13 protein-coding genes are annotated in these 26,163 nt (G+C 38.8%); 5 read left to right on the top strand and 8 right to left on the bottom strand.

The window, feature by feature from the left end; genetic code table 11:
- Positions 1 to 75: 75 nt before the first annotated feature.
- The 3 genes from BWI92_RS18985 to BWI92_RS18975 all read left to right on the top strand — a co-directional run bounded on the left by BWI92_RS18985 (position 76) and on the right by BWI92_RS18975 (position 3,027).
- Positions 76 to 639, top strand: coding sequence for a hypothetical protein (locus BWI92_RS18985; RefSeq protein WP_095165670.1), 564 nt, complete (start codon positions 76 to 78; stop codon positions 637 to 639).
- A gap of 11 nt (positions 640 to 650) precedes the next feature.
- Positions 651 to 1,454 carry a reverse transcriptase family protein gene (locus BWI92_RS18980; protein ID WP_176464484.1) on the top strand — a complete coding sequence of 268 codons (804 nt, stop codon included), beginning with the start codon at positions 651 to 653 and terminating at the stop codon, positions 1,452 to 1,454.
- A 136-nt stretch (positions 1,455 to 1,590) separates the two neighbouring features.
- Positions 1,591 to 3,027 carry an arylsulfatase gene (locus BWI92_RS18975; RefSeq protein ID WP_095165664.1) on the top strand — a complete coding sequence of 479 codons (1,437 nt, stop codon included), beginning with the start codon at positions 1,591 to 1,593 and terminating at the stop codon, positions 3,025 to 3,027.
- Positions 3,028 to 3,416: 389 nt separating this feature from the next.
- Here BWI92_RS18975 and BWI92_RS18970 read toward each other — a convergent pair whose 3' ends face one another.
- Both BWI92_RS18970 and BWI92_RS18965 read right to left on the bottom strand, forming a co-directional pair.
- Positions 3,417 to 4,325, bottom strand: coding sequence for a DUF1080 domain-containing protein (locus BWI92_RS18970; RefSeq protein WP_095165662.1), 909 nt, complete (start codon positions 4,323 to 4,325; stop codon positions 3,417 to 3,419).
- Positions 4,326 to 4,698: 373 nt separating this feature from the next.
- Complete coding sequence (locus BWI92_RS18965; RefSeq protein ID WP_095165659.1) at positions 4,699 to 5,043, bottom strand: zinc ribbon domain-containing protein YjdM; 345 nt, start codon at positions 5,041 to 5,043, stop codon at positions 4,699 to 4,701.
- A 346-nt stretch (positions 5,044 to 5,389) separates the two neighbouring features.
- Here BWI92_RS18965 and BWI92_RS18960 point away from each other — a divergent pair, with 346 nt between their 5' ends.
- A complete protein-coding gene (locus BWI92_RS18960) occupies positions 5,390 to 8,452 on the top strand; it encodes a glycoside hydrolase family 2 TIM barrel-domain containing protein (protein WP_095165657.1) in 3,063 nt (1,020 codons plus the stop codon).
- 57 nt (positions 8,453 to 8,509) lie between these two features.
- Here BWI92_RS18960 and BWI92_RS18955 read toward each other — a convergent pair whose 3' ends face one another.
- The 6 genes from BWI92_RS18955 to BWI92_RS18930 all read right to left on the bottom strand — a co-directional run bounded on the left by BWI92_RS18955 (position 8,510) and on the right by BWI92_RS18930 (position 24,007).
- On the bottom strand, positions 8,510 to 11,851 hold the full coding sequence (locus BWI92_RS18955; RefSeq protein ID WP_095165655.1) for a VCBS repeat-containing protein: 3,342 nt from the start codon (positions 11,849 to 11,851) through the stop codon (positions 8,510 to 8,512).
- Positions 11,852 to 11,939: 88 nt separating this feature from the next.
- On the bottom strand, positions 11,940 to 13,484 hold the full coding sequence (locus BWI92_RS18950; RefSeq protein WP_095165653.1) for a glycoside hydrolase: 1,545 nt from the start codon (positions 13,482 to 13,484) through the stop codon (positions 11,940 to 11,942).
- A gap of 150 nt (positions 13,485 to 13,634) precedes the next feature.
- Positions 13,635 to 14,663 (bottom strand): cellulase family glycosylhydrolase, encoded by a 1,029-nt coding sequence (locus BWI92_RS18945; RefSeq protein WP_095165651.1) that lies wholly within the window; start codon positions 14,661 to 14,663, stop codon positions 13,635 to 13,637.
- A gap of 194 nt (positions 14,664 to 14,857) precedes the next feature.
- Positions 14,858 to 16,543, bottom strand: coding sequence for a RagB/SusD family nutrient uptake outer membrane protein (locus tag BWI92_RS18940; protein WP_095165916.1), 1,686 nt, complete (start codon positions 16,541 to 16,543; stop codon positions 14,858 to 14,860).
- Between the two features lie 18 nt (positions 16,544 to 16,561).
- Positions 16,562 to 19,696 carry a TonB-dependent receptor gene (locus tag BWI92_RS18935; protein ID WP_095165649.1) on the bottom strand — a complete coding sequence of 1,045 codons (3,135 nt, stop codon included), beginning with the start codon at positions 19,694 to 19,696 and terminating at the stop codon, positions 16,562 to 16,564.
- Between the two features lie 183 nt (positions 19,697 to 19,879).
- The gene (locus BWI92_RS18930) at positions 19,880 to 24,007 is read right to left on the bottom strand and encodes a two-component regulator propeller domain-containing protein (protein ID WP_095165646.1); all 4,128 of its coding nucleotides are present in this window, start codon (positions 24,005 to 24,007) and stop codon (positions 19,880 to 19,882) included.
- 220 nt (positions 24,008 to 24,227) lie between these two features.
- Between BWI92_RS18930 and BWI92_RS18925 the strand changes: the two genes are divergently transcribed.
- Entirely contained in the window at positions 24,228 to 25,757 is a 1,530-nt protein-coding gene (locus tag BWI92_RS18925; RefSeq protein ID WP_095165644.1) for a M20/M25/M40 family metallo-hydrolase, read from the top strand.
- The last annotated feature ends 406 nt before the right edge of the window (positions 25,758 to 26,163 follow it).

Raw genomic sequence — 26,163 nt, 5'->3', positions numbered from 1 at the left:
AATCTTCGAAGGTTTTACTCTACTTTGTTTGTTGCCCTACTCCATAAGAGTTAGGGCTTTCTTTTTTGTAAACCTATGGCAAATCAACCTTCAAGAGAAGATATCCGAAAAAGAGTGGCAGAGTCTACTAAAGATGCTGTTATTCTTGAAGAAATGAAACGATTTGGGTTCTGGAAAGAAGAACTTTCCCCAGAACTGGAAGATATTCTGCAAAAGCAAAAGGAGACAGAAACTGAACTGAATACCTTAGTTCGGAAGCAAACTCGTTACCGTAATCCCGAAACTTTGAGAAAGGAGATGCTTAAAGAACGCATGAAGGCATCCAAACAAAAAAGACAAGAGGCAAAGGAGCGGAAAGAACAAAAAAGACTGGCGCGAGCAGAGACTTGGAAAAAGAGAAAAGAAACGGAAGTGCTCTATCTAGGAGAGGATGTATCGTCAGGTTTATCAGAAACTGAACCCAATCTTGAATTTTTGGCAAAATGGAATTTACCTAATATCGAAAATCCATTGGCTCTGGCAAATGCTTTAAGTCTCAAATTGAGTCAGTTACGATTTTTGACCTACAATAGGAAAGTTTCGTTGGTAAATCATTACAAGAGATTTTATATTCCCAAAAAATGGGAGGGAAGAGATTAATATCAGCTCCGATGCCCTTAATTAAATCGGTTCAACTTTGGATATTAAACAATATTCTTTATCATATACCCCATACTGATCAATCTCATGGGTTTATACCACAGCGCTCGATTGTTTCGAACGCAGCGCAACATGTAGGAAAAGAATTAGTACTTAATCTCGATTTAAAGGACTTCTTCCCAAGTATTTCATTTTCCCGAGTAAAAGGCCTTTTTCAAAGTTTTGGGTATTCTGGTCAAATTTCTACTTTGTTAGCATTGCTTTGTACCGAAGCCGAGGTTGAACAAGTTGCTATTGATGGGAAAAAGTATTTTGTGTCTATTGGCGAACGAACACTACCACAAGGCTCACCATGCAGTCCCGCTATTTCTAACCTAATAGCCTACAAGCTAGATCGCCGTTTACAAGGAATTGCCAACAAGTGGGGATTTGTTTACACAAGATATGCAGATGATTTAAGTTTTTCATGCGGTTCTGATAATTTAGATAATTTTCAACAGTTGCTCTGGTCTGTTCAGGAAGTAGTCAAATCGGAAGGCTTTACGGTTCATCCAGAAAAGATTCATATCATGCGAAAAGGCAGTCGACAAGAAGTAACAGGCCTAATTGTAAATAGACAGATAGGAATAGAACGTAAAGAACTGCATCGGTTTAGAGCTTTATTACAACAAATAGAAAAGAATGGTCCTGCTGGAAAAACTTGGAATGGAAACCCTAATCTTGAAAATTCGATGCGTGGCTATGCCAGCTTTGTTATGATGGTAAAGCCCGAATTAGGAATAAGGTTTATGAAAAAAATTGATTCGATTTTTTAGCCATTATTGTGTCAAGAAAAGTTTGGGACAGCAGTTTATACCGACACTACTGAACAGTTAATAGATCAAACTACTTTATCTTAACCAAATTTCTAAAAAATATTAGTATTCTGGATTAAATAAAGCTAGTAAACTGATGAGAAAAATATTTTTATGGGCAAGTATCTTGGGTTTGACCTACGTTTTACCAACTAATGCTCAAGTAGCGCCCACGGTCTCAAAACCCAATATCGTCCTCATTATCGCCGACGATTTAGGTTATGGCGATGTAGGATTTAATGGGCAACAGCTAATTAAAACACCAAATCTGGATAAACTGGCGGCCTCTGGAATGAAGTTTAATCAGTTTTATGCGGGAACTTCGGTATGCGCGCCATCACGTTCGGCCTTGCTTTCGGGTTTACATACGGGGCATACTTATATTCGAGGCAACAAGGGTGTTTTGCCTGAAGGGCAAGAGCCCATTGCAGATTCTGTTGTGACAATGGCCGAAGTCTTAAAGACTGCTGGTTATACTACTGCTGCTTATGGTAAATGGGGCTTAGGCCCTGTTGGCTCAGTTGGTGACCCGAATAAACAAGGCTTTGACTATTTTTATGGATATAATTGTCAAACCTTGGCACATCGTTATTATCCCAATCATTTGTGGAATAATGGACAAAAAGTTGTTTTGGAGGCGAATGAGAATTTAGTTCAAAATAAGATTTATGCACCAGATTTGATTCAAGAAAAAGCCATTGGTTTTATCAAGGAACAATCCTCAAAACAGCCTTTTTTCTTGTTTTTACCCTATATTTTACCTCATGCCGAGCTAATCGCTCCTGATGACAGTTTGTTACAATACTACAAAAATAAGTTTCAAGAAAAACCTTACAAGGGCCAAGATTATGGCCCGAATGCTACTGGTGGCGGTTATGCTTCTCAGCAATATCCGCGTGCGGCATTTGCAGCGATGGTAGCACGTTTGGATTTGTATGTAGGGCAGGTAGTTGCTCAACTTAAAGCACAGGGATTGGACAAAAATACCTTAATTATTTTTTCTAGCGATAACGGTCCACACATAGAAGGTGGCGCAGACCCTAAGTTTTTTAAGAGTAGTGGTCCATTCAAAGGTGTCAAAAGAGATTTGTATGAAGGAGGCATTCGTGAGCCATTTGTGGCTTCATGGCAAGGAGTAATAAAACCTAATTCAGAAAGCAATCATATGGGTGCGTTCTGGGATTTATTGCCCACTTTTGCTGAATTAGCCGGTGCTAAATCTAGAAAAGGTATTGACGGTCGTTCGTTTGCCAATGTACTGACAGGGAAAGGTAAAGCTTCTCAGCATGATTTTTTATATTGGGAATTTCATGAACAGGGTGGCAAACAGGCGGTACGACAAGGCAAATGGAAAGCTATTCGATTTAATGTAATTGAAAATCCGAATGCTCCAGTAGAGCTTTACGACCTCGAAAACGACCCCGAAGAGTCCAAGAATCTAGCACAACAATTTCCAGAAAAGGCGCAAGAATTAGGCAAACTCATGACGCAATCGCATACTCGTTCTTCTTTGTTTCCGTTGGGAAATCAGTAGTTAGGGTATAGGTGTTGAGGGAACAGGCACAGAGGCACAAAGGCACAGAGTGTAAAGGGAATAGGCACAGAGGCACAAAGGCACAGAGTGTAAAGGGAATAGGCACAGAGGCACAAAGGCATAGAGTGTAAAGGGAACAGGCACAGAGGCACAGAGGCACAAAGTGTGTAGGGAATAAGCAAAAAGTAAAGAAGTCTCGTCCCATTTACCACCTCTTTTAATAATTCTTCTTTGTGCCTGTAGCCTCTACCACTTTTAATAATCTCACTATTTACCAGTTCCCTCTAGCACTTTTTAAATATTTCCACTTTGTGCCTTAGTGCCTGTAGCCTCTACCACTTTTAATAATCTCACTTTGTGCCTTTGTGCCTGTTGCCTCTGCCACTCCTTTAATACTTACACTTCGAATTATCCGCCTTAATGAAATACGCCTTATAGTTTTTTGCTTTCTTATCCATACAACCTTTCAAATCAAGTAGTTCAATATTTTTAAAGTCAATTGCATGACTCTCTGCTTGCATGGCGATATAACCTTCTTTTAAGAGCATCCCATCTTTTTTAATCCAAGCTTCTGCCGATTTTGGGTCAATACCTGCTTTTTCCCAGTTATAATCAGCGCTTACAAACCCACCGCCAATATGTGGTTTTTCGTAAGTTAATACAGTATCACCTTCAATAATATGATGCACAATGGAATCACCCAACACAATAGCCTCCACTTTAACCCATTGATCTCCGTGATAAGTCTTAGAATCTGAATCTGTACAATGGTCAGTCACGATTTTATTCTGCATATATACCTCCGTACCTGGACTGCAAAGATTTCCCGTATGACGAGTGGTATTTCCGCCCAATCCTCCTAATAGCTGTAGTTCCAATGAAACAGGGAAGGTTTGATTGTGGGTCAAACTTTTCGCTGATTGAGAGTGTAACATGATACCGCTGTTACGAACATTCCAAGATGCACCACCTTTGAGTTGGTCGCCCTGAAAACGATATTCAAAACGAATCACATAATAGGAGTAAGGTTTTTTGTAATAAATATGCCCAAATTTATCATTGAAAGATTCATATTGATCATACATCACACGCATCATCCCATCTTCTACTCTAAAGGTGTTTTTATAATTGGCATTCAGTTTTTCTCCTGTAATTTTGATGTCCCAACCATCAAAGTTCTTCCCATTAAAAAGGCGAACCCAGTCTTTTTGGTTGGCGTTTTTGTAGCTTTTGTTTTGTGAAAAAGCACATGAGGTGATTAGTAGGAGAGAAGCAATAAAATAGAGTTGTCTTTTCATTTGGGGAATGTTTAGTAGGTAAATGTAAATCTGTTATTACAGTGAATTAAGTCGATTCATTCTCAAATATACTCTTTGGAAGGAAGCTAAATGGATACAATAGAACCTTTTTTAATGATAATTAGTATTATGAGCTTGCGATTCGTAGCTATTCGCAGGTTCATAAATTAATCAATGTCGTAGTTCTGAGTAGATGATAAATTATGATATGAACAAAAAATAACTAGTAGCCGACAAAGTCTTTTACTAGTTATTACTACAGTTTAAAAACTGTTTAAAAAATAAGTCCAAGACTAAGTCTTGAACAAGTAACGTATAGCGTGGGTTTTTAAAATCACTTTGCCACTTTGTGCCTCTGCTACTTTATGCCTTATTAAGCTTTTCTCACAAATTCAGACTTCAGTCCCATTGCGCCAAAGCCGTCTATTTTGCAATCAATATTATGATCTCCGTCAGTTAGACGGATATTTTTTACCTTAGTTCCTGCCTTGATAGGTTTTGGTGCACCTTTTACTGGAAGGTCTTTAATAACCACAACTGTATCTCCATCTTGTAACTCATTGCCATTTGAATCTAAAACTTTGGCTGAGGTGTTTACTTCATCGGCTTCAACTTCCTCCGGATTCCATTCGTAGAAACATTCTGGGCAAACCAACAGATTATCGCTAGGATATGTGTATTCACAATTACATTTTGGACATGGTGAAAATTCTGACATGATAATAGTTTTAAATGATAAATTTATAAAATTGTCAAAGATGATATCAGTTGAAATGATACCTTACTAATATGAGTTTGCAAAGGTACAGAAATAGCTTGGGAATTGTAAAAAATGTTCTATCTCGAATAATTTGGCCTCTATCCAAACTTCATTCGTTAGACTAAATACTTTTTTACCCCTCTTATATTACTAAATTACCCCCTTTTGTCTAAATTGTAGGATTGTACTTTTGCAGTATTGTTTATTAATCAATCAATATTGCTATTCCCTAACAGTCATTGTTTACAATTCTAGACAACATGAAAAAAAATTAACCCTTTTATTAACATTACTCCAAGGAAGCTTGCTGGCACAAAATCCATGGGAAAATCCTTCTTTGATCGACATTGGAAAGGAGAAAGCCCACGCTGATTTTGTATTGTACGCTGACAAGTCTTCGGCTGTAACCAAAAAACCTCAAGCAAGTCCGTTCTATCAATCTTTGAATGGAACATGGAAATTTGTGTACGCTGACAGAATTTCTGATGCGCCAAGTAATTATTTCGAAACAAATCTGGATGATAGTAAATGGAACGATTTGCCAGTTCCTTCTAACTGGGAGCGCAAAGGATTTGGAACAGCGATTTACACTAATATTGTTTATCCTTTTCCCAAAAATCCTCCTTTCATCGGTGGAGACAATCCTGTTGGAACCTACCGCAAAGCGTTTACAGTTCCAGAAAACTGGTCTGACCGTGAGATTTTACTCCATTTCGGGTCTATTACTGGCTATGCTCGTATTTATGTCAATGGCAAATTTGTGGGAATGACCAAGGTTTCTAAGTCTCCTGCTGAATTTAATATTAGTCAATTTTTACAAAAAGGTAAAAATACGCTTGCAGTGCAAGTTTACCGTTGGCACGATGGCAGTTATTTGGAAGACCAAGATTTCTTTAGAATTTCAGGTATCGAGCGTGATGTTTTCTTGACAGCTTTACCTAAAACTTCTCTTTGGGATTTCTTCATTAAAGGCGATTTGGATGCCAAATATACCGACGGTTTGTTGAGTGCCGATGTGTCTTTAAGAAAGTTTAAAGGAAGCAACATCGAAGCAGGCTCTGTAAATGTGGAATTGTTGGACAAAACTGGTAAAACGGTATGGTCACAACTTCAAAAAGTAGCAAAATCGACGGATACTTTACAAAATGTGTCTTTCAAAACGACGATTAAAAATCCATTGAAATGGAGTGCTGAATATCCTAATCTTTACACCTGTGTGATTTCGGTAAACGATGCGCAAGGAAAATCTTTAGGCACAACAAGCTACAAAGTTGGTTTTAGAAAAGTAGAAATTAAAAATGCTCAGTTATTAATCAATGGCGTTCCGACTTATGTGCATGGAGTAAACCGTCACGAGCACGATCCTGTGGAAGGACACGTACCTAATCGTGAATTGATGTTGAGAGATATTCAATTAATGAAGCAATTTAATATCAATGCTGTACGTGCAAGTCACTATCCAAATGACCCATACTGGTATGAGCTTTGTGACCAATATGGCTTGTATGTGGTAGACGAAGTGAACCTCGAAACGCATGGTATGGGTGCTGAGTGGCAAGGCAGTTGGGATAAGACAAAACACCCTGCATACCTTCCATTGTGGGCAAATGCACATAAAGATCGTACCGAGCGAATGTTCGAACGAGATAAAAATCACCCTTCTGTGATTATTTGGTCATTAGGAAATGAATGTGGCAATGGTCCTGTGTTTTATGAAACGTACAAATGGTTAAAATCAAAAGATAATACTCGTTTTGTACAGTCAGAGCAAGCTGGTGAAAATGCTAACACTGACATTGTTTGTCCAATGTATCCACGTATCGAAGATATGTTGAAATATGCCAATGACAATACCAAAACTCGTCCGTATATCATGTGTGAATATGCGCACGCCATGGGAAATAGTAGTGGTAACTTCCAACGTTATTGGGATATTATTCGTGGTTCAAAACACATGCAAGGTGGTTTTATTTGGGACTGGGTTGACCAAGGAATGTTGACTAAAACAGCAGATGGTCGTCCGTTCTATGCTTATGGAGGTGATTTGGGTGGCTATTATTTGCAAAATGATGAAAACTTCTGTGCCAATGGTGTGATTGCTTCAGACCGCACGCCGCATCCAGGGTTATTTGAGGTGAAGAAATCTTACCAAAGTATCATTTTCTCTGCCAAGAATCTTGAGACTGGTGAAATTAAGGTAGAAAATCTTTTTGATTTTACTAATCTAAATAACTATACTTTCAAATGGGTATTGACTAAAGATGGTAAAGCGGTAGCGGAAGGAAATTTTGACGTAAACTTAGCGCCAAAACAAAGCCAAGACGTGAAAATTGACTTGCCAGCTAAAAAGGATAGAGGTGAATACGCTTTAGAATTATACGCATACACTAAATTGGCTACAGAGTTAGTTCCGGCAGGTCATGAGATAGCTCGTGAGCAATTGCGTTTTGAAAACAGTTATTATTTCCAAGTAAACCGTCCTAGAACTGGAACTTTGGAAATTACGAAAGCTAACAATCGTTTGACATTCAAGACAGATAAAGTGACTGGTACTTTCAATACCCAATGGGGTAACTGGGAGAAATACAGTGCTTTAGATGGTTCGAGTTCTATCAATGGTTTGCCTGAGCCATTTTTCTGGCGTGCTCCAACAGATAACGATTTCGGTAATGATATGCCATATCGTTTAGGTATTTGGAGAAATGCTCATGCGAATAAATCGGTGTCAAAAGTAACAATTGGTGAGCAAAATGCGGAAGGTTTAAGTATTCAGGTAGATTACTTATTGACTGGTATCAATGCGAATTACACGGTTATCTATCAAATTTTGAATGATGGTGCGGTAAAAGTAACAGCAAATTTAGATTTAGGTGATAGAAACCTTCCAGAGATGCCACGTTTCGGGATGCGAATGAATTTGAAGCAGGATTACAAGTTATTGAACTATTACGGTCGTGGTCCTTGGGAAAACTACCAAGATAGAAATTTAGCTTCCTTCTTAGGTGTATATGCAGATACGGTAGTTAAAGCCGTAGAATCTAATTATATCCGTCCGCAAGAACATGGTTATCGTACTGATGCTCGCTGGATTAAGATAGCAAATGAGCAAGGAAATGGTTTAATGATTGAAGGTGTTCAACCAATTAGCTTTAGCTTACTTCCTTTCAAAACTGAAGACTTAGACCCAGGTTTGAGTAAAAAACAACAACATCCGACTGATATCAAGATTCGTGATGAGAATACTTTGCAGATTGACTTGAAGCAAAGAGGTCTTGGGGGAGATGATAGTTGGGGGGCTTTACCACACAAAGAGTATCGCTTGACAGACAAGAAGTTTACCTATAGTTATATCCTTAGTTTGTTTTAGTAATTTGGATTAAATAACGAGGCTAGGAATGATGTTCCTAGCCTCTATTTTTTGTACTTATTTCAACTGAACAATTCCTACCTTATCTTGATTTCGAGTAAAAATAAAACTTGATTTATGTCGAATTTGGATGGGTTTCATATCTCGAATATCTCCCGTAAAAAGCAAACCTGTATGTTGAGGTTTACTTGCTTTAAAAGCTCCTTTGCCATCTCCGAATAACAGTACCCCATGAGAGGCGTCCATTTTTCCAAGCTGAACACGCCAAGGATTGAAGTTGCCAGATAGCAAAATATCTTTTTTCCCATCTTTGTTAAAATCACCGCAGGAAATACCCGATACCCATGAAGTTTGAGCCACAGAAGTCAATACTTGAGCTTTGAATATACCTTTTCCAGTATTTTCAAAATAGGTGGTAGCTAAGGTAAAAACGGATTTACTTTGTGCTTTTTCTAGTTGTTCTGAAGTAAACAAATCTGAAAGACCTGCTTGGGCATAATCATGATATTTCAAGAACTTCTTTCGTATCCACGGCATTTGCATGGCCGTTTCGTCGAGAGAAGCCATCGGATAGCTTTTGCCTTGAATATAATAGCAAATCATAGGGTCAATGGTTTCGTTTTGGTCAAAATCTGCATAAGTGACCGTTAGCGGCTCTTGTTCATTGGCTTTTAGCTGAGAGTTTAGCCCTGCATTGCCAGCAATCAAATCCATATCACCATCATTATCCATATCTTCCAACAGAATTTTGCTCCACATGCCATGACTTTTTGCTAAATGATAAGCTTCTGTTTTATCCACGAGTTTACCTTTTTGATTTTCCAGAATAGTAATAGGCATCAATTCTCCTGCCACAATTAGGTCTAGCCAGCCATCTTGGTTGATGTCATGCCATACGGAGGAGGTTACGATACCTAGTGACGACAAAGATTCAGCCTGAACAGACACAAATTTGACATTGTTTCCTTTACTTTCATTTTTGAGTAAATAGCTTTGGTCAGCTTCTGGATAACGATTGGGGAGAGAACGTCCACCCACAAATAAATCTATATCTCCATCTTTGTCAAAATCACCTGCTGAAACACAACTTCCATTGCTTTGAAGATTGGGAAGAGCATCGACTGTGGCACTGAACTTACCTTTTCCATCATTGATAAATAAGACATCTTGAGCCGCCTCTGGCACTGCCCCAAAGGCAGCACTGCCTCTTGCGATAAACAAATCAAGGTCATGGTCGCCATCGGCATCCAAAAATGTCATGCCCATATCTTGATAAACGGTTTGTTGTTGCCAAGGCTGAGAAGGTGCAGGTTTGAAAGTTCCATTGACTTGTTGTATCAACAAAACACCTCCTTGCTGACTATTACCACCTATAAAAGCATCTTCTAAACCATCGCCATTGACATCTGCGGTAGCCGTAAATGGCCCTGCTTTTGAGAGTTGATAGGGTAGAAGAGCTTGATGTTTGAAATCGACGTATGGAATGGCTTTGTGGTCAAAAGAAAGCTGAGATTGTTGGGTAATATCTTCAAAAAGAGAAGCCGTTTGAGGATATTGATACAAACCATCTTTTGCAGTTGTTTCTGTTACCTGCAAAGTTTGATTGGCAGAAAGGTTTGATAGAATACTCTTTTTCCCAGAACTCCAATAAATTTCTACCGATTCAATTTTTGTGTTTTGTCCGAGTCCAAAATGCAAGATAGGTTCCACACTACTTTGGAATCCTTGCGCAGGATAAAGTTCCTGCATTTGGGTTTGGTCTTTGGTTTTGACAACAAGCTTTGCGCCTATGCCAGCAGTATTCGGCGCATTGCCCTTTAGTTGTATTTTGAGAAAATGTGATTGTTCTGGCGCATGTTGATTTTCATAAATTTGAGCCACCTGATTGGAGTTATTAATAATCAAATCCAAATCACCATCATTGTCCAAATCGGCATAAGCTGCGCCAGTGCTAACGGTTGGTTCTTCTAAACCCCAAGTTTTTGTGGCATCTTCAAACTGAGCAAACTGATTTTGACTGATATTTCTGAAGACATAATTACTCGTTTTGGTACTTGGCATTTGTTGAATCAATTGCCAAGTATTGAGTTGCTGACCAGCATTTTGAGCTTTATCAACTTCTTCTTGATAGGTATATTTCAAAAAATCCATGTTGGTGAAATCTCTCAAGAAACCGTTGGTTACAAGCAAGTCTTTTCTACCATCATTGTCAAAATCACCCGCCAAAGGACTCCATGACCAGTCGGTGTTGGAGATTCCTGCCATTTGACCTACTTCACTAAAAACGGGAATCCCTTTATCGGATATGCCCTGATTAATTTGAAGCATATTCCGTGTATTTTGGTGATAAAAACCACTGTCAACCAGCAATTGATAGGTATCATATTCGTCAGGACCTTTCAGAAGCTTTTGTCGGTAATTTGATTCTGGAAGCATATCCAAACTTACAATGTCGGCTAATTCATCGTTGTTGAAATCCACAATACCCGTACCCATCGAGTTTTTGGAAATATGCCCCATACTTTGTTTGAGAACCTCCTTGAAAGTGCCATTTTGCTGATTAATATACAAAAAGTCTTGCTCGTTATAGTCGTTGGCTACATACAAATCAGGCCAATTGTCTTGGTTGAGGTCACCCACCGAAACACTTAATCCGAAGTTTAAGCCACTTCCATGAACGCCTGCTACAACGCTTACTTCATGGAAATACCCTTCATCGTTTCGGTACAATCGGTTGCCGTATTTGGGATGACGTGTATTCCTTAATCTTTCTGTATTGAAAAAAGCGTTGAAAAACATATCAGCATGGTTAGCCATAAAACAGTCAAGGTCGCCATCTTTGTCCATATCAAAGAAAGCGACCTGAGTGGTATATGTTCCTGAAGCATCTAGCCCATATTTTTCGGCTGATTCGGTAAAAGTGGGCACGCCATTGCTGAGTCCATTATTGATATAGAGCTCATTTTTGCGTTCTTCATCAGTTCCCGGTCCCGAATAACAAACATAAATATCTAGTTTGCCATCGGCGTTGATGTCGACCATTGACACACCCGTTTTCCATTTTTTTCGACCTTTTACCCCAGCTTTTTCGGTAATATCTTCAAATGTGAAGGGACTATTTCCGTGTTTACCCTTATTGAGATAGAGTTTATTCTCAACCATATTTCCAGAAAAATACACATCAGCCAGTCCATCGCCATTGATATCGCCAACGGCAACGCCTCCACCGTTGTACATATATTGGTATTTGAGCAAATTAAGCTCTTCATTTTCCTCAACGAGATTGTTGAAATTTACCCCAGATTCTTCGGCGCTGACTAATCGAAAAAGAGGACTGTTGGAAGAATTTTTGCAGGAAAAAAGAAAAGAAAGAAAAAGAAGTGGTAAAAGTTTTTTCATGAAAATAAAAGATTGAAGTTCTCTTATGGAAAAAGGTATTGATGGCGAAAGGATTTCGCTATCAATACCCTATGAACTGAGTTCGAACTCAGTTCGAACTCAGTAATGTTACTACCGAACGAGCTGGGATACTAATATTAGACAATTTATTGACTTTGACAGGCTGTAAATTCGCATTTTCAGCCGTTTGATATGCAGTTGTTTTTTTGGCTTTGATACCATCCAAATTGATGGCAAGCGCTTCGCTTGAATGATTGATAAGCACCACAATGGTTTGTTTTCTTTTCACATCTTTGTAGGCCGAAACTGATAGTTTTTCGGATACTTCTTGTGCCAAATCTGCTTCAATACGCTGTGCGCCTGGTCTTACAAAGCGACTAAAATTACCAAATGCCCATAACATTTTGCTGTCCTCGTATTTGCCATCAGTTTTGTTTTTGTCAATATAAACCAAACCATCTTTGTAATTATAAGCAGAAATAGAAGTCCACCAGTGCCAAGCCGAGGCATTACCGTTAACAAGGTCATTGTGGATTATTTTGGCAACATAAAGTGCTGCATTTATCCCTAAATCCTTGCCATTTCCTTCAATTTCGCCTGCATTATCACCCAAAATACAGTATTCGGTCATCCAATAATGTAGCCCTTCAACTTTGGCGATTGTGCTAGCTAGTTGTTTTCTCATTTGACTAGCATCTTTGTAAGGTGAGGTGGTGAAATAACTATGTCCGCCAATAGATTTGTTGAGATTAGGTAATTCGCCGAGGTAATATTTTCCTGATTTCTGGAAAAAATCTTCAATTTGAGAACCACGAGCAGGTTTATTGAATGGACTATAGAGATAATTAAGCTGACCAGCTTCTGCGATAGAAATCTCGGTAGATAATTTGGCTGCCAAAAGCTTTTTGCTGAGCGCTTTGTTAATACCAGCGATATGTTCGTTGTCAAAAGGTGTTCCTTCCTGACCGCCATCACTCCAGTCCCACTGTGGTTCGTTAGTCGCGCTCACATAGTCGAACGTAATCCCTGTTTTTTGTTTTACACCTTTAACAACTTCTGTTAAGAATCGCGCAAAATTGTCGTATTGCTCAGGGGCTAAATTGGGTTTTCCGTCGGTAGCAAAAGCCTTTTTGTTGGTGGTAAACTGAACAGGAGGGGAGTTGGTGAATGCCAAAAACTTATCGACATGATATTTTTTGGCTTCTTGCAAAAACCAAATTTGAGCAGCCTGTTTTTCCCAGTTATACGAACCATCATTGTTGAGAAAAGACTCCGCTCGGCGCCATTCGTCTTTGATACCACTTTCTTTACCTTGCTCTGCGCTACCAGCGCCAACATTGAAACGCCACAATGAAAGCCCAATACCTTCGGGTTGCCCGTTTTTGTCTAACGCTTGGCTAAATAATAGCTTGGCGATAGCTTTTCTTTTGACATCAGGCCAATTTCCAACAAACTGCGCCGCCCAAGCGTCCGAACCACCGAAATGTTCAATGGTTTGAAAGGTTTTTTGAGGATTTAATTTTACCAAAATCGGTTGTTGCTGTGCTTGAGTAAAAGTGGAGAATCCCAAGCCCAAAGCCCCAGTTAGTAACCATTTTTTGAATGAATTTTGAAAAGTATTATTAGATGACATAATGCTGAAATATTTGTAACTAAGCAGATAATGTATTTTAGAAATGGGGTGAATTAGCGATTGTTGCGATTTTTCACAGATGATTCTATTGAATATTTTAAAGAAAAGAAAGATTCATAAATTCACCATTCACAGATTCACCATTCACCATTATTCAATCCCCCATCCATAGCGGAGGCGATTGATACCAGATTGATTAATGATTTTTAGGGTAATAGAGGTGCCTGTTCCTTCTCGTGAAAACATGCTATAGCTATCGCCATCACGCAGGCCTGGCCAATAAATACTTGCGACTTTATCGTTTCTGAAAACATTAGAAGATGCAATCATATAGGCGATTTCATTGTCCGATTGTGTACCGCCGATATAGTCTTTACCAGTGCTCATAGCTACTCCAAATTCTGAAACGATGGTTCTTTTGGCATAAGCGCCCATTCTACGTCTCCAGTCAGATTCCCATTCTGTCAGGGTGCGATTTGTCCAGAAAGCATAATTATGTAGTGCTAACAAGCATTCAGAAAATCTAGTATCTGCTCCGATTCCAGTCACATCCTCCGAATATCCTGTGCCCGACAAGATAATCCGTTTGCGAGAAAGTGTTGGAAATCTTTGCAAAAACTCAGCATATACATCGCTCAATGTTTGAAGCGAATAGCCATAAGGTTCATTGATTACTTCAAAATATACATAAGGATTGTTGCCATAGTCCTGTACTACCTTGGTCCACATTTGCCAAAAGTCGGCACTGTTATCAATTACGCCATTTTTGGCAGAGGCTGATTCCCAACAACAAAGCACTACTCGTATTTTTTTACTAATAGCTTTGTCGATTGCCCCTTTGTAGCGAGACCACCAAACGTCATTCACTGATGGAGGGTTAATAGGCAGACGAATCGTATTTAGACCTTTGATATGGTTTTGAAAACCTGATAAAATACCTTCTGATTTGGCAAAAACAGTAGCGTATTCGTCACCCGCTTCAAGACCAGAGGGGATAACCCAACCATCCACAAAGTTGTCTCGAGCATCGGCCCAATTGACGCCTGCAATGCTATCTACTCCCACAGGTGTTGTATTTTTTACGACAGGGTCTGTCGGAATTACTGGCGTATCGACTGAATCTTTAGAGCAAGAGTAAAGTAAGGCAGAGGTAAGAATAAGAGAAAGTAATTTTTTCATAGGACTAGAAGGTTTTGAGAGTTGTGAGTGATGAGTTTTGAATGATGAGTTAGTAGTTGTCCTTGCCTAAGATTGGTTGCCATATCGCCTACAGCTTGCGGCTTAGAGCATTCTACAAAAAATAGAGGATTTGAAAATTATCGATGATCTTAAATCATTTTCAAATCTTCAAATCCTCACATTTTCAAACTAGATTAATATCCAGCATTCTGTGTCAATTTGCCACCAGAAGCAAGGATTTCAGCACGAGGGATAGGTAGGAAATAGTGCTTATCTTCAAAACGTCTTCCTGACAACGCCTCTTTACGAGTGTAAGTATAGGTAGAACCATTTCTCGTAACATCCATACCATAAGCAGGAACGTTTTCTGTTACATTGGCAATTTTCCAACGACGGACATCATAGTAACGGTGCTCTTCGAATGCTAACTCAATTTGACGTTCTTTACGGATAGCATCACGCATTTGTGCTTGTGACAAGCCCGTAGGAAGCGCTGGCATTCCAACACCTGTTCTTTTACGAATAGCGTTTACAGCGTCATATACAGATTGATCTGGACCAGCAGCCTCATTTTGTGCTTCAGCGTAGTTCAATAAAATCTCTGCATAACGGAAATAAATCCATGGTTGTGTCCCTGCAATATCCCAAGGGTTATCGATTGGTAAAGCATCGTTCATGTATTTCTTCAAGTAATAACCAGTCTTCGAAGTATTCCAGTTAGATGGACCATCTTTACTATCTTTTCCACCCGGAACAAAGGTTTGTACAGTATTTCCTCTGTAGGCTGCATCGTTAGTCAAAACTGTCATATAAAAACGAGGGTCACGGTTTTTGTATGGGTCTTGTGGATTGTAACCTGAAGTAGCATCATCAATAGACTTACCGTTGTTCATTTGGTACGCATCTACAAAGTTTTGTAAAGGTACGTTACCACCCCAACCACCAAAGCTATTGGGTCCGTTTGAGATTTCTAAACACACGTGGCGAGCTCCACGAGTATAAAGACGTTCGAAAATAATCTCAGGATTGTTTTCAGCTGTTAGGAACAACTTATCGTAGCCACCAGTGTACAATGAATACATCCCCATATTCATGACATCTTTGGCTGCGCTAGCTGCTGCTTGCCACGTACCAGCATTATATAATGGACTTGCAGCATACAAAGCAATACGAGCTTTAAGTGCCAAAGCAGCACCTTTCGTAGCACGACCTAATCTCCAGTTGGAATTATTATTTGCAGCAGGTAAGTCTTTGCTTGCCGCATCAAGTTCAGCCAAGATATAAGCAGTAACATCTTTGATAGAAGAGCGAGTATAGATAGCAGAATTACTGAAATCTTCTCCTAACTCATATACTTTGTCACCCATCAATACTACATCACCATAGTTACGAAGTAAGTCTTGATAACGGAATGCTCTTAAGAAACGCAATTCAGCTGTTAGGCGTGTTTTCATGCCTGCGCTCATGTTTACTTTTTGAACATTGGCTAAAGCATAATTGATTTCACGGATACTGCGGTAACTTCTACCCCAGATAGTACCAGCGATACCTGTGTTTTCAGGTGCCAATTGACCTCTTTGAATCAACCAAGTATTATCATCGTTGTTATAAATAGACTCATCCGTAACAGATGACCACATGGCATATTCAAAACCACGTCCAAAGCCTGGAGGTGTTCCTTCTGCTTCTTTATCGGTCAAACGTACGCCCATGTAACGGTTGATTACATAAGATTCAAAAAGGGTTGAGTCGGTAAGAATCGAACTATCCGAAACTCGGTCTGTTGGTACTACATCAAGCAAATCCGAGTTACACGAAGCTGTTGATAGTAATACTGAAAACAAACAAGAAGATATAGCAATAAATTTTCTAGATTTCATTGTAATAAACATTAAAGATTAAAACTTAACATTGACACCAAGGTTCATAATGCGTTGTTGTGGGTAGAATTGTCCACTTGAGCTGTTTCCTTCTGGGTCATAATCTTTCACGCCTGTGAATGTCAACAAGTTGAAAGCGTTAGTATAAACTCTTAATTGTTTGATATTTAGTTTACTCAATAATTTGTTTGGAAGTGTATATCCGAATTCAAGGTTTTTCAAACGTACAAATGACGCGTTGTTCAACCAGAAAGTATTTGGATACAAACCACCATTTACGGATGAAGAAGAACGAGTATCTACACGTGGGAAAGTACCATTTGGATTAGTTGGACTCCAACGGTTATCTGCCCAACTGCTATAGAAGTTACCGATTGACCCTGATTCTGGTAATACATATTGGCTAACTTGTGCTTGTCCTGAGAATACCAATGAGAAATCAAAGTTTTTGTAACCTGCGTTAAACACCAAACCAAAAGTCATTTGTGGAATGTTTCCGTAGTCAGAACGCACTTGGTCATCTGCTGTGATTTTGCCGTCTTTGTTGTAGTCTTCAAGGATTAAGTCACCCAAGCGAGCACCACTCAAATGTGGGTATTTGTCCAAATCTGCTTGACTTCTGAAAATACCAAGAGTTCTGTATAACAAATAAGTGTTAAGTGGACGACCTGTTTGACGTTGATATTCTGGTAAGCCAGAAGCTTCATCGACAAATTCGACTTTACTCTTAGCATAAGTAAAGTTTCCAGAAATCATATATCTGAAGTCACCAGAATGGTTGTACGTTACGCTAGTCTCAATACCTGAGTTGCTTACTTTTCCAATATTTTGATCTGGAACTAAAGCGCCTGAACCATAAGGGTTAACGATACCCGAAACATTTGGAATAGAAGCATTACGAGCCGCAAGGATATCAGAACGATTTTGTTGGAAATAAGTCACTTCAGCAGATAACTTTTTGAAGACTGTTGCATTCAAACCGATGTCTAATTTTCTAGCTACTTCCCAAGTGATATTTGGGTTTGCCAATTTTGTCAAGTCAATCCCTGGACGAATAATATCTGTACCAATTACATACGTATTGTTGAATGAGTAGTTGTTGTAATACTGAAACTGACCTACGTTGTCGTTACCCAAAGTACCATAAGAAGCACGCAATTTTAAGTCATCAACGCTAGTAACTTTATTTTTGAACCAAGGCTCTTCAGAAATTCTCCAACCTGCTGAGAAAGATGGGAAGAAGCCATATTGTTTACCAGCTGGGAACGTTGACGAACCATCGACACGCATCTGTAACTCTGCCAAATATTTTTCGTTAAAGTTGTAGGCAACTCTTGAAATATAACTTCTTCTTGTGAAATTGTAGCTACTTCCGTAGTTGTTTTTGTCTGTAGCCGCAGCACCACCTTGCGAAAGTTCAGGCGTTGATGGTGTTGGGAAATTTAATCTTGATGCACCAAACGTTTCCGAGCGGTTTTGACTTTGTTCGAATGCTACAAATGCGTTTACATTATGACGACCCGTTGCTAAGTTGTAGTTCAACTTAATGTTTTGAATCTGTAATGACGAGTTTGTTTGTGCTTCAGATAAAGTTGCCGCACCAGCCGAACCTCCTGTTACCACTTGGTCATATGCATTAGTATTGCGATTGTACGAGTACAAAATGTATGGAATACTGAACGCTTTAGAGAAGTTATAAGATTTGTCAATTGACAAAAATCCGTCTACGCTCAACCCTTTTACAGGCAAGTTGTAACTACCTCTCAAAATACCATTGAATACCGTCGTTGGGTTTTTGTTAAGACCTCCCAAAGATGTTCCTAATACAACAGGGTTGTTATTTTCTACACCTGTTGAAGGTAGTCCATTTGGATAAGTTGCCACAATGGTAGGATAAGCTCTGTAAATAGAACGGAACGTATTACCAGCACTACTGATTGGATACTGACGATCTTCTTGACGACCAGAAAGAGACAGGCTTACTTTGAAATCTTTCGTGATGTTAGCGTCAATGTTCGAACGGAAATTGTATTGGTTATACTTCGTAGCACCATTCTTCAATAAACCGTCTTGTGAAATCATACCAATCGACATGAAATAGCGTGTGTTTTCGTTACCGCCATTTACTGTCAAACTGTGTTGGTTTTGTAAAGCTACACTTTGCAAAGCCTCTTTCTGCCAGTTGGTATTTGGGTAGTTCAATGGGTCAGAACCATTGCCAAACTTTGTAATTTCATCAGCCGAGTAGCGCTGATTCATGCCACCTGCTGGGTTATTGTAATAATCAATTTCGTTCAAAATTGTCGCATACGTTGGAGCATCAGCTAATTTTGGTAAACGAGTTGGTGAACTAAAACCTTGGTTGAAGCTATAAGAAATAGTTGGTTTTCCAGTTGTACCTCTTTTCGTTGTTACCAAAATTACACCATTGGCAGCACGGCTACCATATACCGCTGCCGAAGCATCTTTTAATACCGAAATACTTTCAATGTCATTTGGGTCAAGGCGTTCCAAACCACCGATTTGCCCAGGGATACCGTCCACAACGATAAGCACGTCGTTGTTACCTGTCGATGCCAAACCACGAATGGTATAGCTCGAACCGTCATAACCAGGCTCACCACCACGGTTGTTGGCAATAAAACCAGAGAAACGACCAGCCAACGAGTTGGATAAGTTGGGCTGAGGGCTTTTCACGATTTCGCTACCTTTTACATCCGATACAGAACCTGTCAAGGTTACTTTTTTCTGAGTACCATAACCTACCACTACTACTTCCTGTAGTGACTTGGTATCTGCTACCAATTTTAGGTCAATAACTGATTGATTTTTGATTTCTACTTCCTGTGTAGCATAACCAATAAAAGTAAATACCAAGGTAGAAGCATTAGCTGGAACAGAGATGGAATATTTACCATTTGCATCTGCCGAAACTCCTTTGCTAGTTCCTTTTACTTGTATGTTCGCACCCGGAAGTGCTGCTCCTTGTTCATCAAGGATAGTTCCTGTAATCTTTCTATCTTGAGCAAAAGTTGCCAATGTAGAAAGCATCATCATAAGGCATAATAAAAATTTGGTACTAGGACCAAACAGGTTTTTGATGCCTGTTTTTCCTGAGTCCTTTCCGAAATGGGAGAATAAAGGTTGTCTCATCTTTTAAATGAAAATTGTTTGATTGGAAAATTTGTGCTTTTTGACATTGAAATATTTAAAGCAAAACTAGGATTATGGAGTTATTTCGAGAGGGGGGAAATCCTTATATGGTAGGGGGTAATCAAACAAAAAGCCCTAAAATGGTAAATTTTAGGGCTTTTTTATGAAAAAATGGTGGCTATTTTAGCTTTTCTTTGGGAAAACGTCCTTGTTGAAGGTATGCTGATTGTGAAAAGGCTTGCGGTATTTTTTGATGTAAGCGGAGGGATTCATACCAAATTGTTTGTTGAATTGTTCCCTGAAATACTTACTATCATTGATTCCGACTTGGTACGCTGTTTCGGAAACAGTGTAGTCGGTCGAAATTAAAATCTCTGCTGCTTTTCTGAGTCTAATAAATCGGATAAAGTTATTAGGGGACTGCGCACAAATCGACTTGATACGATTGTAAAGACTCGAAGAACTCATCCCGATTTCGGTTGCCAATACACTCACATTAAAATCCGAATCCATCAGGTTTCGCTCTACGATTGTTATACATTGATCCAAAAACTGTTTGTATTCAGGAGAGATTTTTAGGTTATGGGCTTGTAACGTTACTTCGTTGAAAAAGTACTGTTGTAAGTCCATACGGCTCTTCAAAATACTATTGATTCGCGCAATTAGAATATCTTTTTCGAAGGGTTTACTGATATAGTCATCCGCACCCACTTCAATTCCTTTGAGCTTTACTTCAGAGGAGGTACTTGCCGTCAACAGTATTACTGGTATATGATTGAGTTGCTTATTTTGCTTGATTTCGGTACATACTTCAATACCATTGAGCCCTTGCATCATGATATCACAAATCACAATGTCTGGTAATACCTCATTGACTAAATCTAATCCTTTCTGCCCATTTTCGGCATCATAAATTTTGAATTGGGGTTGAAAAATTTGTTTCAGATAGGACCTGATTTGTTCATTGTCATCAATCACCACCATCGTATTTTGTTCGCCCACAAGTTCCACTACGCTTACCTGATTGTCGAGTTTTAGAAAGGTTTTTGTTTCAATTTTTTCTTCTTTTAACTCATTCAGTAAAGCCGATTCTGGTTTTGAATCTAGTACAATATTGTCTATGTCCAAATGGTCATATCCCTTTGGTAGGCTGATTTTGAAGGTGGTTCCTATGCCTGCTTTACTCGAATACGAAATGTCTCCTTTATGATATTTGATAAATGTTTTTGTTAAAAAAAGACCAATGCCAAAGCCTACTGCACTGGTATTTTTGGTTTGATAAAACATCTCAAATAGCTTTTCGCCAACGTTTGTTGCAATACCTTTGCCATTATCTTTGATATAAAAATTAACATATCGAGGGGTATCTTCAATGCTGAGAGAGACTGCTCCATCCATCGGAGTGAACTTGATGGCGTTAGAAATAAGGTTGAAAAGTGCAATTTCTATTTTCTCTTTATCACCATAAATTTCCAATTGTTCGTCAGTACAAACAAAATCATAATGGAGATTTTTCTCCTTTGCCTGATAAGTGAAGCACAAAAAGACCTCCTCAGCCAATTCTTTGACATTTAATAAAGATACCTTAAGATGGTCCCGCTCAGCTTCGGCTTTACGAAATAAGAGTAGTTGATCTACCAAACTCAATAGCCTCCTAGCATTTCGATACACCAATTGCAAGCTATTGGTATCCTGAGTTTCATCCTTCAATAACTCTTTTATAGGGTTGATAATTAACGTTAGTGGCGTTCGGAACTCATGTGAGATTTGGGTAAAAAACGAAAGTTTTTTCTCATTTAACTCTTTTTCTTTATCGGCCTCAATTTTTGCTACCCGAATTTGATATTTGAGTTCAGTTTGATTCTGACGATAGCGTTGATAATAGTAAATCGCCGTCGCTATCATTCCCAAATAAATCAGATATGCCCACCATGTTTTGTACCAAGGTGGCAAAATGATGACATTGACAGATACAATTTTGTCTGACCAAACACGGTCTTTGTTGGCGACCTTTACTTTAAATACATAATGACCTGGTTCGAGATAGCGATAAGTAGCTGATTTTTGTTTACCAGCATAATTCCAATCATTGTCTAGCCCTTCTAGTTGATAGGCAAAGTAACTTTCGTCGGGATACGAATAATTAATAGCACCGTATTGAATTGAAAAAACTGATTGATTAGGCTGTAGTTCCACCAATGCTTCAGGATTTTGATTATCAAAGGGAATAAATTCTCGTTGAGGTACACCACTTTGATCAATATCTTTTCCGTAAAGCTGTATACCTGTAATCAATACATTTGGCTGATAAGTAAGTACATCAATATTTTTGGGATAAAAAAGATTCCAGCCTTCTGTTCCTCCGAAACATAAAAAGCCTTTGATAGGCTCATACAACACCGATCCACCATTGAATTGTCCGTTTTGGAGTCCATCCTTTCTGTCATAATTAAAAATCTTCTTAGTTTTGGCATCAATTTTTGAAATACCAGCATTTGTGCTAATCCAGATTTGCTGGTTAGGAAGTGCTTTAATCGCCAAAATAGTATTGCTACCCAGACCATTTTTTTCGGTAAATCTCGTGTAACTATTGGTATTAAATTGATAATGAATCAACCCTATTTCTTGAGTACCTACCCATAGCCCGTTGTTGGCGTCAAAGGCTAGACTCAATACAACTCCTGAAGGTAAAATATCTTTAAGGAGTTGTGTTGATTTTTGGGTAAGGGGATTAAACTGAATCAGACCCACGCCATAGGTTCCGATAAGTAAATTGCCCCGATGGTCTTGAGTAATCGCCCTAACATCGTTTGAATCAAAGTTTCGTGATTTACTACTATAGTTGGTAAACGTTTGATTTTGAGGATTAAATCGGCAAAAACCTCCGCCATTGGTTCCTATCCAGATGTTTTTCTGAGTATCCTCAAAAATCACCCTGACGTCGTTGGCTCCAATACTTTTGGGGTCGTTTGCTACATGTTTGTAATTGATAAAACTGTCGCTTGTAGGATTATAGCGATACAGCCCCCCTGCATAAGATCCAAACCAAAGATTGTTTTTACTATCCTTAAATGCGCTAAGTATGGCATTATTGGTAAGGCTTCCTTGGGCTTTACTAGCTACATAATGCTTGATAACCTTTCCTTCTGGCGTAGTTTTATAGATACCATCTCCATCAGTACCTAGCCACAAATTTCCCTCATGGTCGGCAGTCATGCCGTAGTAGCGAAGCCAGCTTTCGGTATTTTGGTTCGTGATTTTTTTCTGAAACTGCAAAAAGCGTTGCGGACTATGGTTGAGCATCATAATACCTTCACCATAAGTTCCAAGCCAGATATTTTGGTCTTTATCTGCATATAAGCATTGCACCGAGCGTTGAGTAAGTGCCCCTTGAGGCTCTTTTACTACCTGTATCGGAAGTGCTTTGAGTTGTGGGTAGCTAGGCTGTATTTTAATCTGATATAGTCCACCGTCCTGTACTCCGATGTATAGGTTTTTTTGTTTGTCTTCCAGTAGGGACAGAAATACGTTATTACTCGAAAAATTTGTAAAACCTACTTTGGTAATACTATTGGATGTTCTGTCAAAAAAGTATATTCCGTCAAAAGTAGCTAGCCATACTTGATGATTGGAGTCTTCAAAAATGCTGTTGATTCGGTAATTATTGAGCAGTTCGATATTTTTGATTGGATAGGGCAGAAGTTGAGCATTTCTTTGTTGGAAAACACTGATTCCATTGGTATGGGAGCCAAGCCAAACAAGCCCCTTGGAGTCTTCAAGTGTGACTAAAATAGTATTGCTACGCATGCCCTTGGTATTGGACATACGGTAATTGATTGTTTTGCCTGTTTGTGGGTTAAAATTAAAGACCCCATGTAAGGAAGATGAAATCCATAGATTACCATTTTTAGCTTCTGAAATCGAGCTAATATCCTCGTCCATATTTTGACCATTGTAGAGCGACTGAGGGTAAAAATGCTCCTGCGAGGCATCAAATTTCAGAAGACCTTTTCTGGAAGTAATCCATAGTTGACCACGAGAATCTTTGAAAACTGTATTGATGTAATTACCTGGTAAACTAAATTTCTCTTCAGAGTCATGACGGAAAATACGAAATGAAATCCCATCAAAACGGTTTAGTCCGTCGTCGGTAGCAACCCACATAAAGCCATTATTATCCTGTACAATTGAATTGACAATTCCGAAAGATAGACCATCTTTTGTACTATATTTTAAGGCTTTGGGAGTTTGAGGAAATTGAGCAATGGAGCTAGTGGAAAAGAACAAAAACAAGTACCATAATATTTTCATAGTACAAAAGTAAAATAGTTTTTATCGAAAAGATACAATGATGAGTAGAAATTCTCAAGCAAAGCACTAAACTGAGAAAAAGTGAAAAATAAACTGACTTTGCTTATTAGCTTGCGAGTAAGTTAGTTAGCGATATACAGCATAATATTTTACAAGATATTCTCACGTTTCTCACATTTGAAGCCTATATTAGGTACTATCAACACAAACAAACTACCTTATGAAAAAAGTATTACTATCCTTACTATTACTTCAAAGTACTGCCATTCTTTCTCAGTCAAAACTCAATGAGCAAGTAAGAAATTATAGGAAAGCGAATGAGTTTGCCTTATTGAATGAATTTAAAGGTCTGTTATCCATTCCTAATGTGGTATATGATACCGTTGGTATTCAGAAAACTGCTGCTTACATTGTCAAAATGATGGAGGATAGAGGTATTAAAACCACACTTTTGGAGGCAAAAACCAAGGGCGTTCCTCCCGCTATTTATGGCGAAGTAAACGTGCCTAATGCTACTAAAACTGTAATATTTTATGCGCATTATGACGGTCAGCCAGTTAATCCTAACCAGTGGGCGGAGGGATTAGAACCTTTCAAGTCTGTATTTTTAGATGCTTCCTTAGAAAAAGGAGGCAAAATTATTCCTGACCCAAAACAGGGAGATATAATCAATCCAGAATGGCGTATTTATGGAAGAAGTGCTTCAGACGATAAAGCGGGTGTTTTTTCGATACTTTCTGCCTATCAAGTGTTGAATAAATTAGGGATAAAACCAAGTGTAAACTTAAAGTTCTTCTTTGAAGGAGAGGAAGAAGCGGGGTCTACTCATTTATCTGAAATTTTGGAAAAACATAAAGAAAAACTTAGCTCCGACCTTTGGATTATTTGTGATGGCCCTGTGCATCAATCTGGCAAAAAACAAGTGGTCTTTGGTGTTCGTGGTGATATCGGTATGGAAATTAAAGTTTTTGCCTCTAAACGGCCTTTGCATTCTGGACACTATGGCAACTGGGCACCCAACCCTGCCAATTTGCTCGTAAAATTATTAGCCTCAATGAAAGATGATAATGGTAAGGTGTTGATTAAAGGTTTTTACGACGACGTAGTGCCATTTACTGATTTGGAGAAAAAAGCTTTGGCTAGAGTTCCTGCTGTGGATGAGCAAATGAAGCAAGAATTAGGCTTTGTCCGAGCAGAAGGTGGAGGAAAATCTTTGGCTGAGTTGATCAACTTACCGTCGCTCAATATCAATGGTATTTCCAGTGCCAATGTTGGCAAAATGACTGCTAATGTTATCCCAACGTCTGCCACAGCAGCCTTGGACTTGCGACTAGTTTTAGGAAATGATGCCCAACGACAAGCACAAAAAGTGATAGATCATATCAAATCACAAGGCTATTATGTTACTCAAAATGAAAGTATCACCGACGAAGAAAGACTCAAATATCCTCTTATCGCTCGTGTGACGCTAGGCAAAGGATACAATGCTCAACGTACACAAATGAACCTGCCAATTGCCCAAAAGGTCATTAGCGCTGTGCAAAGTACTACGACAGATGAGTTGGTGCTCATGCCTAGTTTGGGTGGTAGTCTTCCCTTATTTTTATTTGAAAAGTATCTGGGCACACCTACAATTACAGTCCCAATAGCCAATCATGATAATAACCAACATGCTGAGAATGAGAATATTCGTATTCAAAACATTTGGAATGGCATCGAAACCTACGTTGCACTGATGCGATTGGAGTAATATTGTCGCTAAAAGTTTCGCAGAAAATTATATTTTGATTTGCTTATTTCAGCGAATTAAATGCATATTTTTAGGGCAAATAATCTAATAGGCTGGATAAAATTTAAAATTATGCTTTGGGCTTTCGGCAGTGGGTTTTGGAAAAAAGCATGGCTGTGGGCAATAAGAAACATTTTAACACTCTGTACCTTGTGCCTGTTACCTAAACAAATAACTTAAATCTTATTCTGCATGATTACCTAAGTATTAACGCAAAATAAAATTGCATTAATACACTATATGCTGTAAGTTTTAGGCATTACGCTAAATAGCTCGTTTGAATTCGTTGGAAATATTTTGCTGACAGCACATTGCTGAAAACCGAAAGCCAAGAAGTTGCATTTTATTTTGCCTACAAACTCATTAC

The sequence above is a fragment of the Flectobacillus sp. BAB-3569 genome (assembly GCF_002270355.1).
Classification (GTDB): Bacteria; Bacteroidota; Bacteroidia; order Cytophagales; family Spirosomataceae; genus Flectobacillus; species Flectobacillus roseus.
The sequence above is the reverse complement of the archived record's forward strand: the minus strand, read 5'-3'. Positions and strand labels throughout refer to the sequence as shown.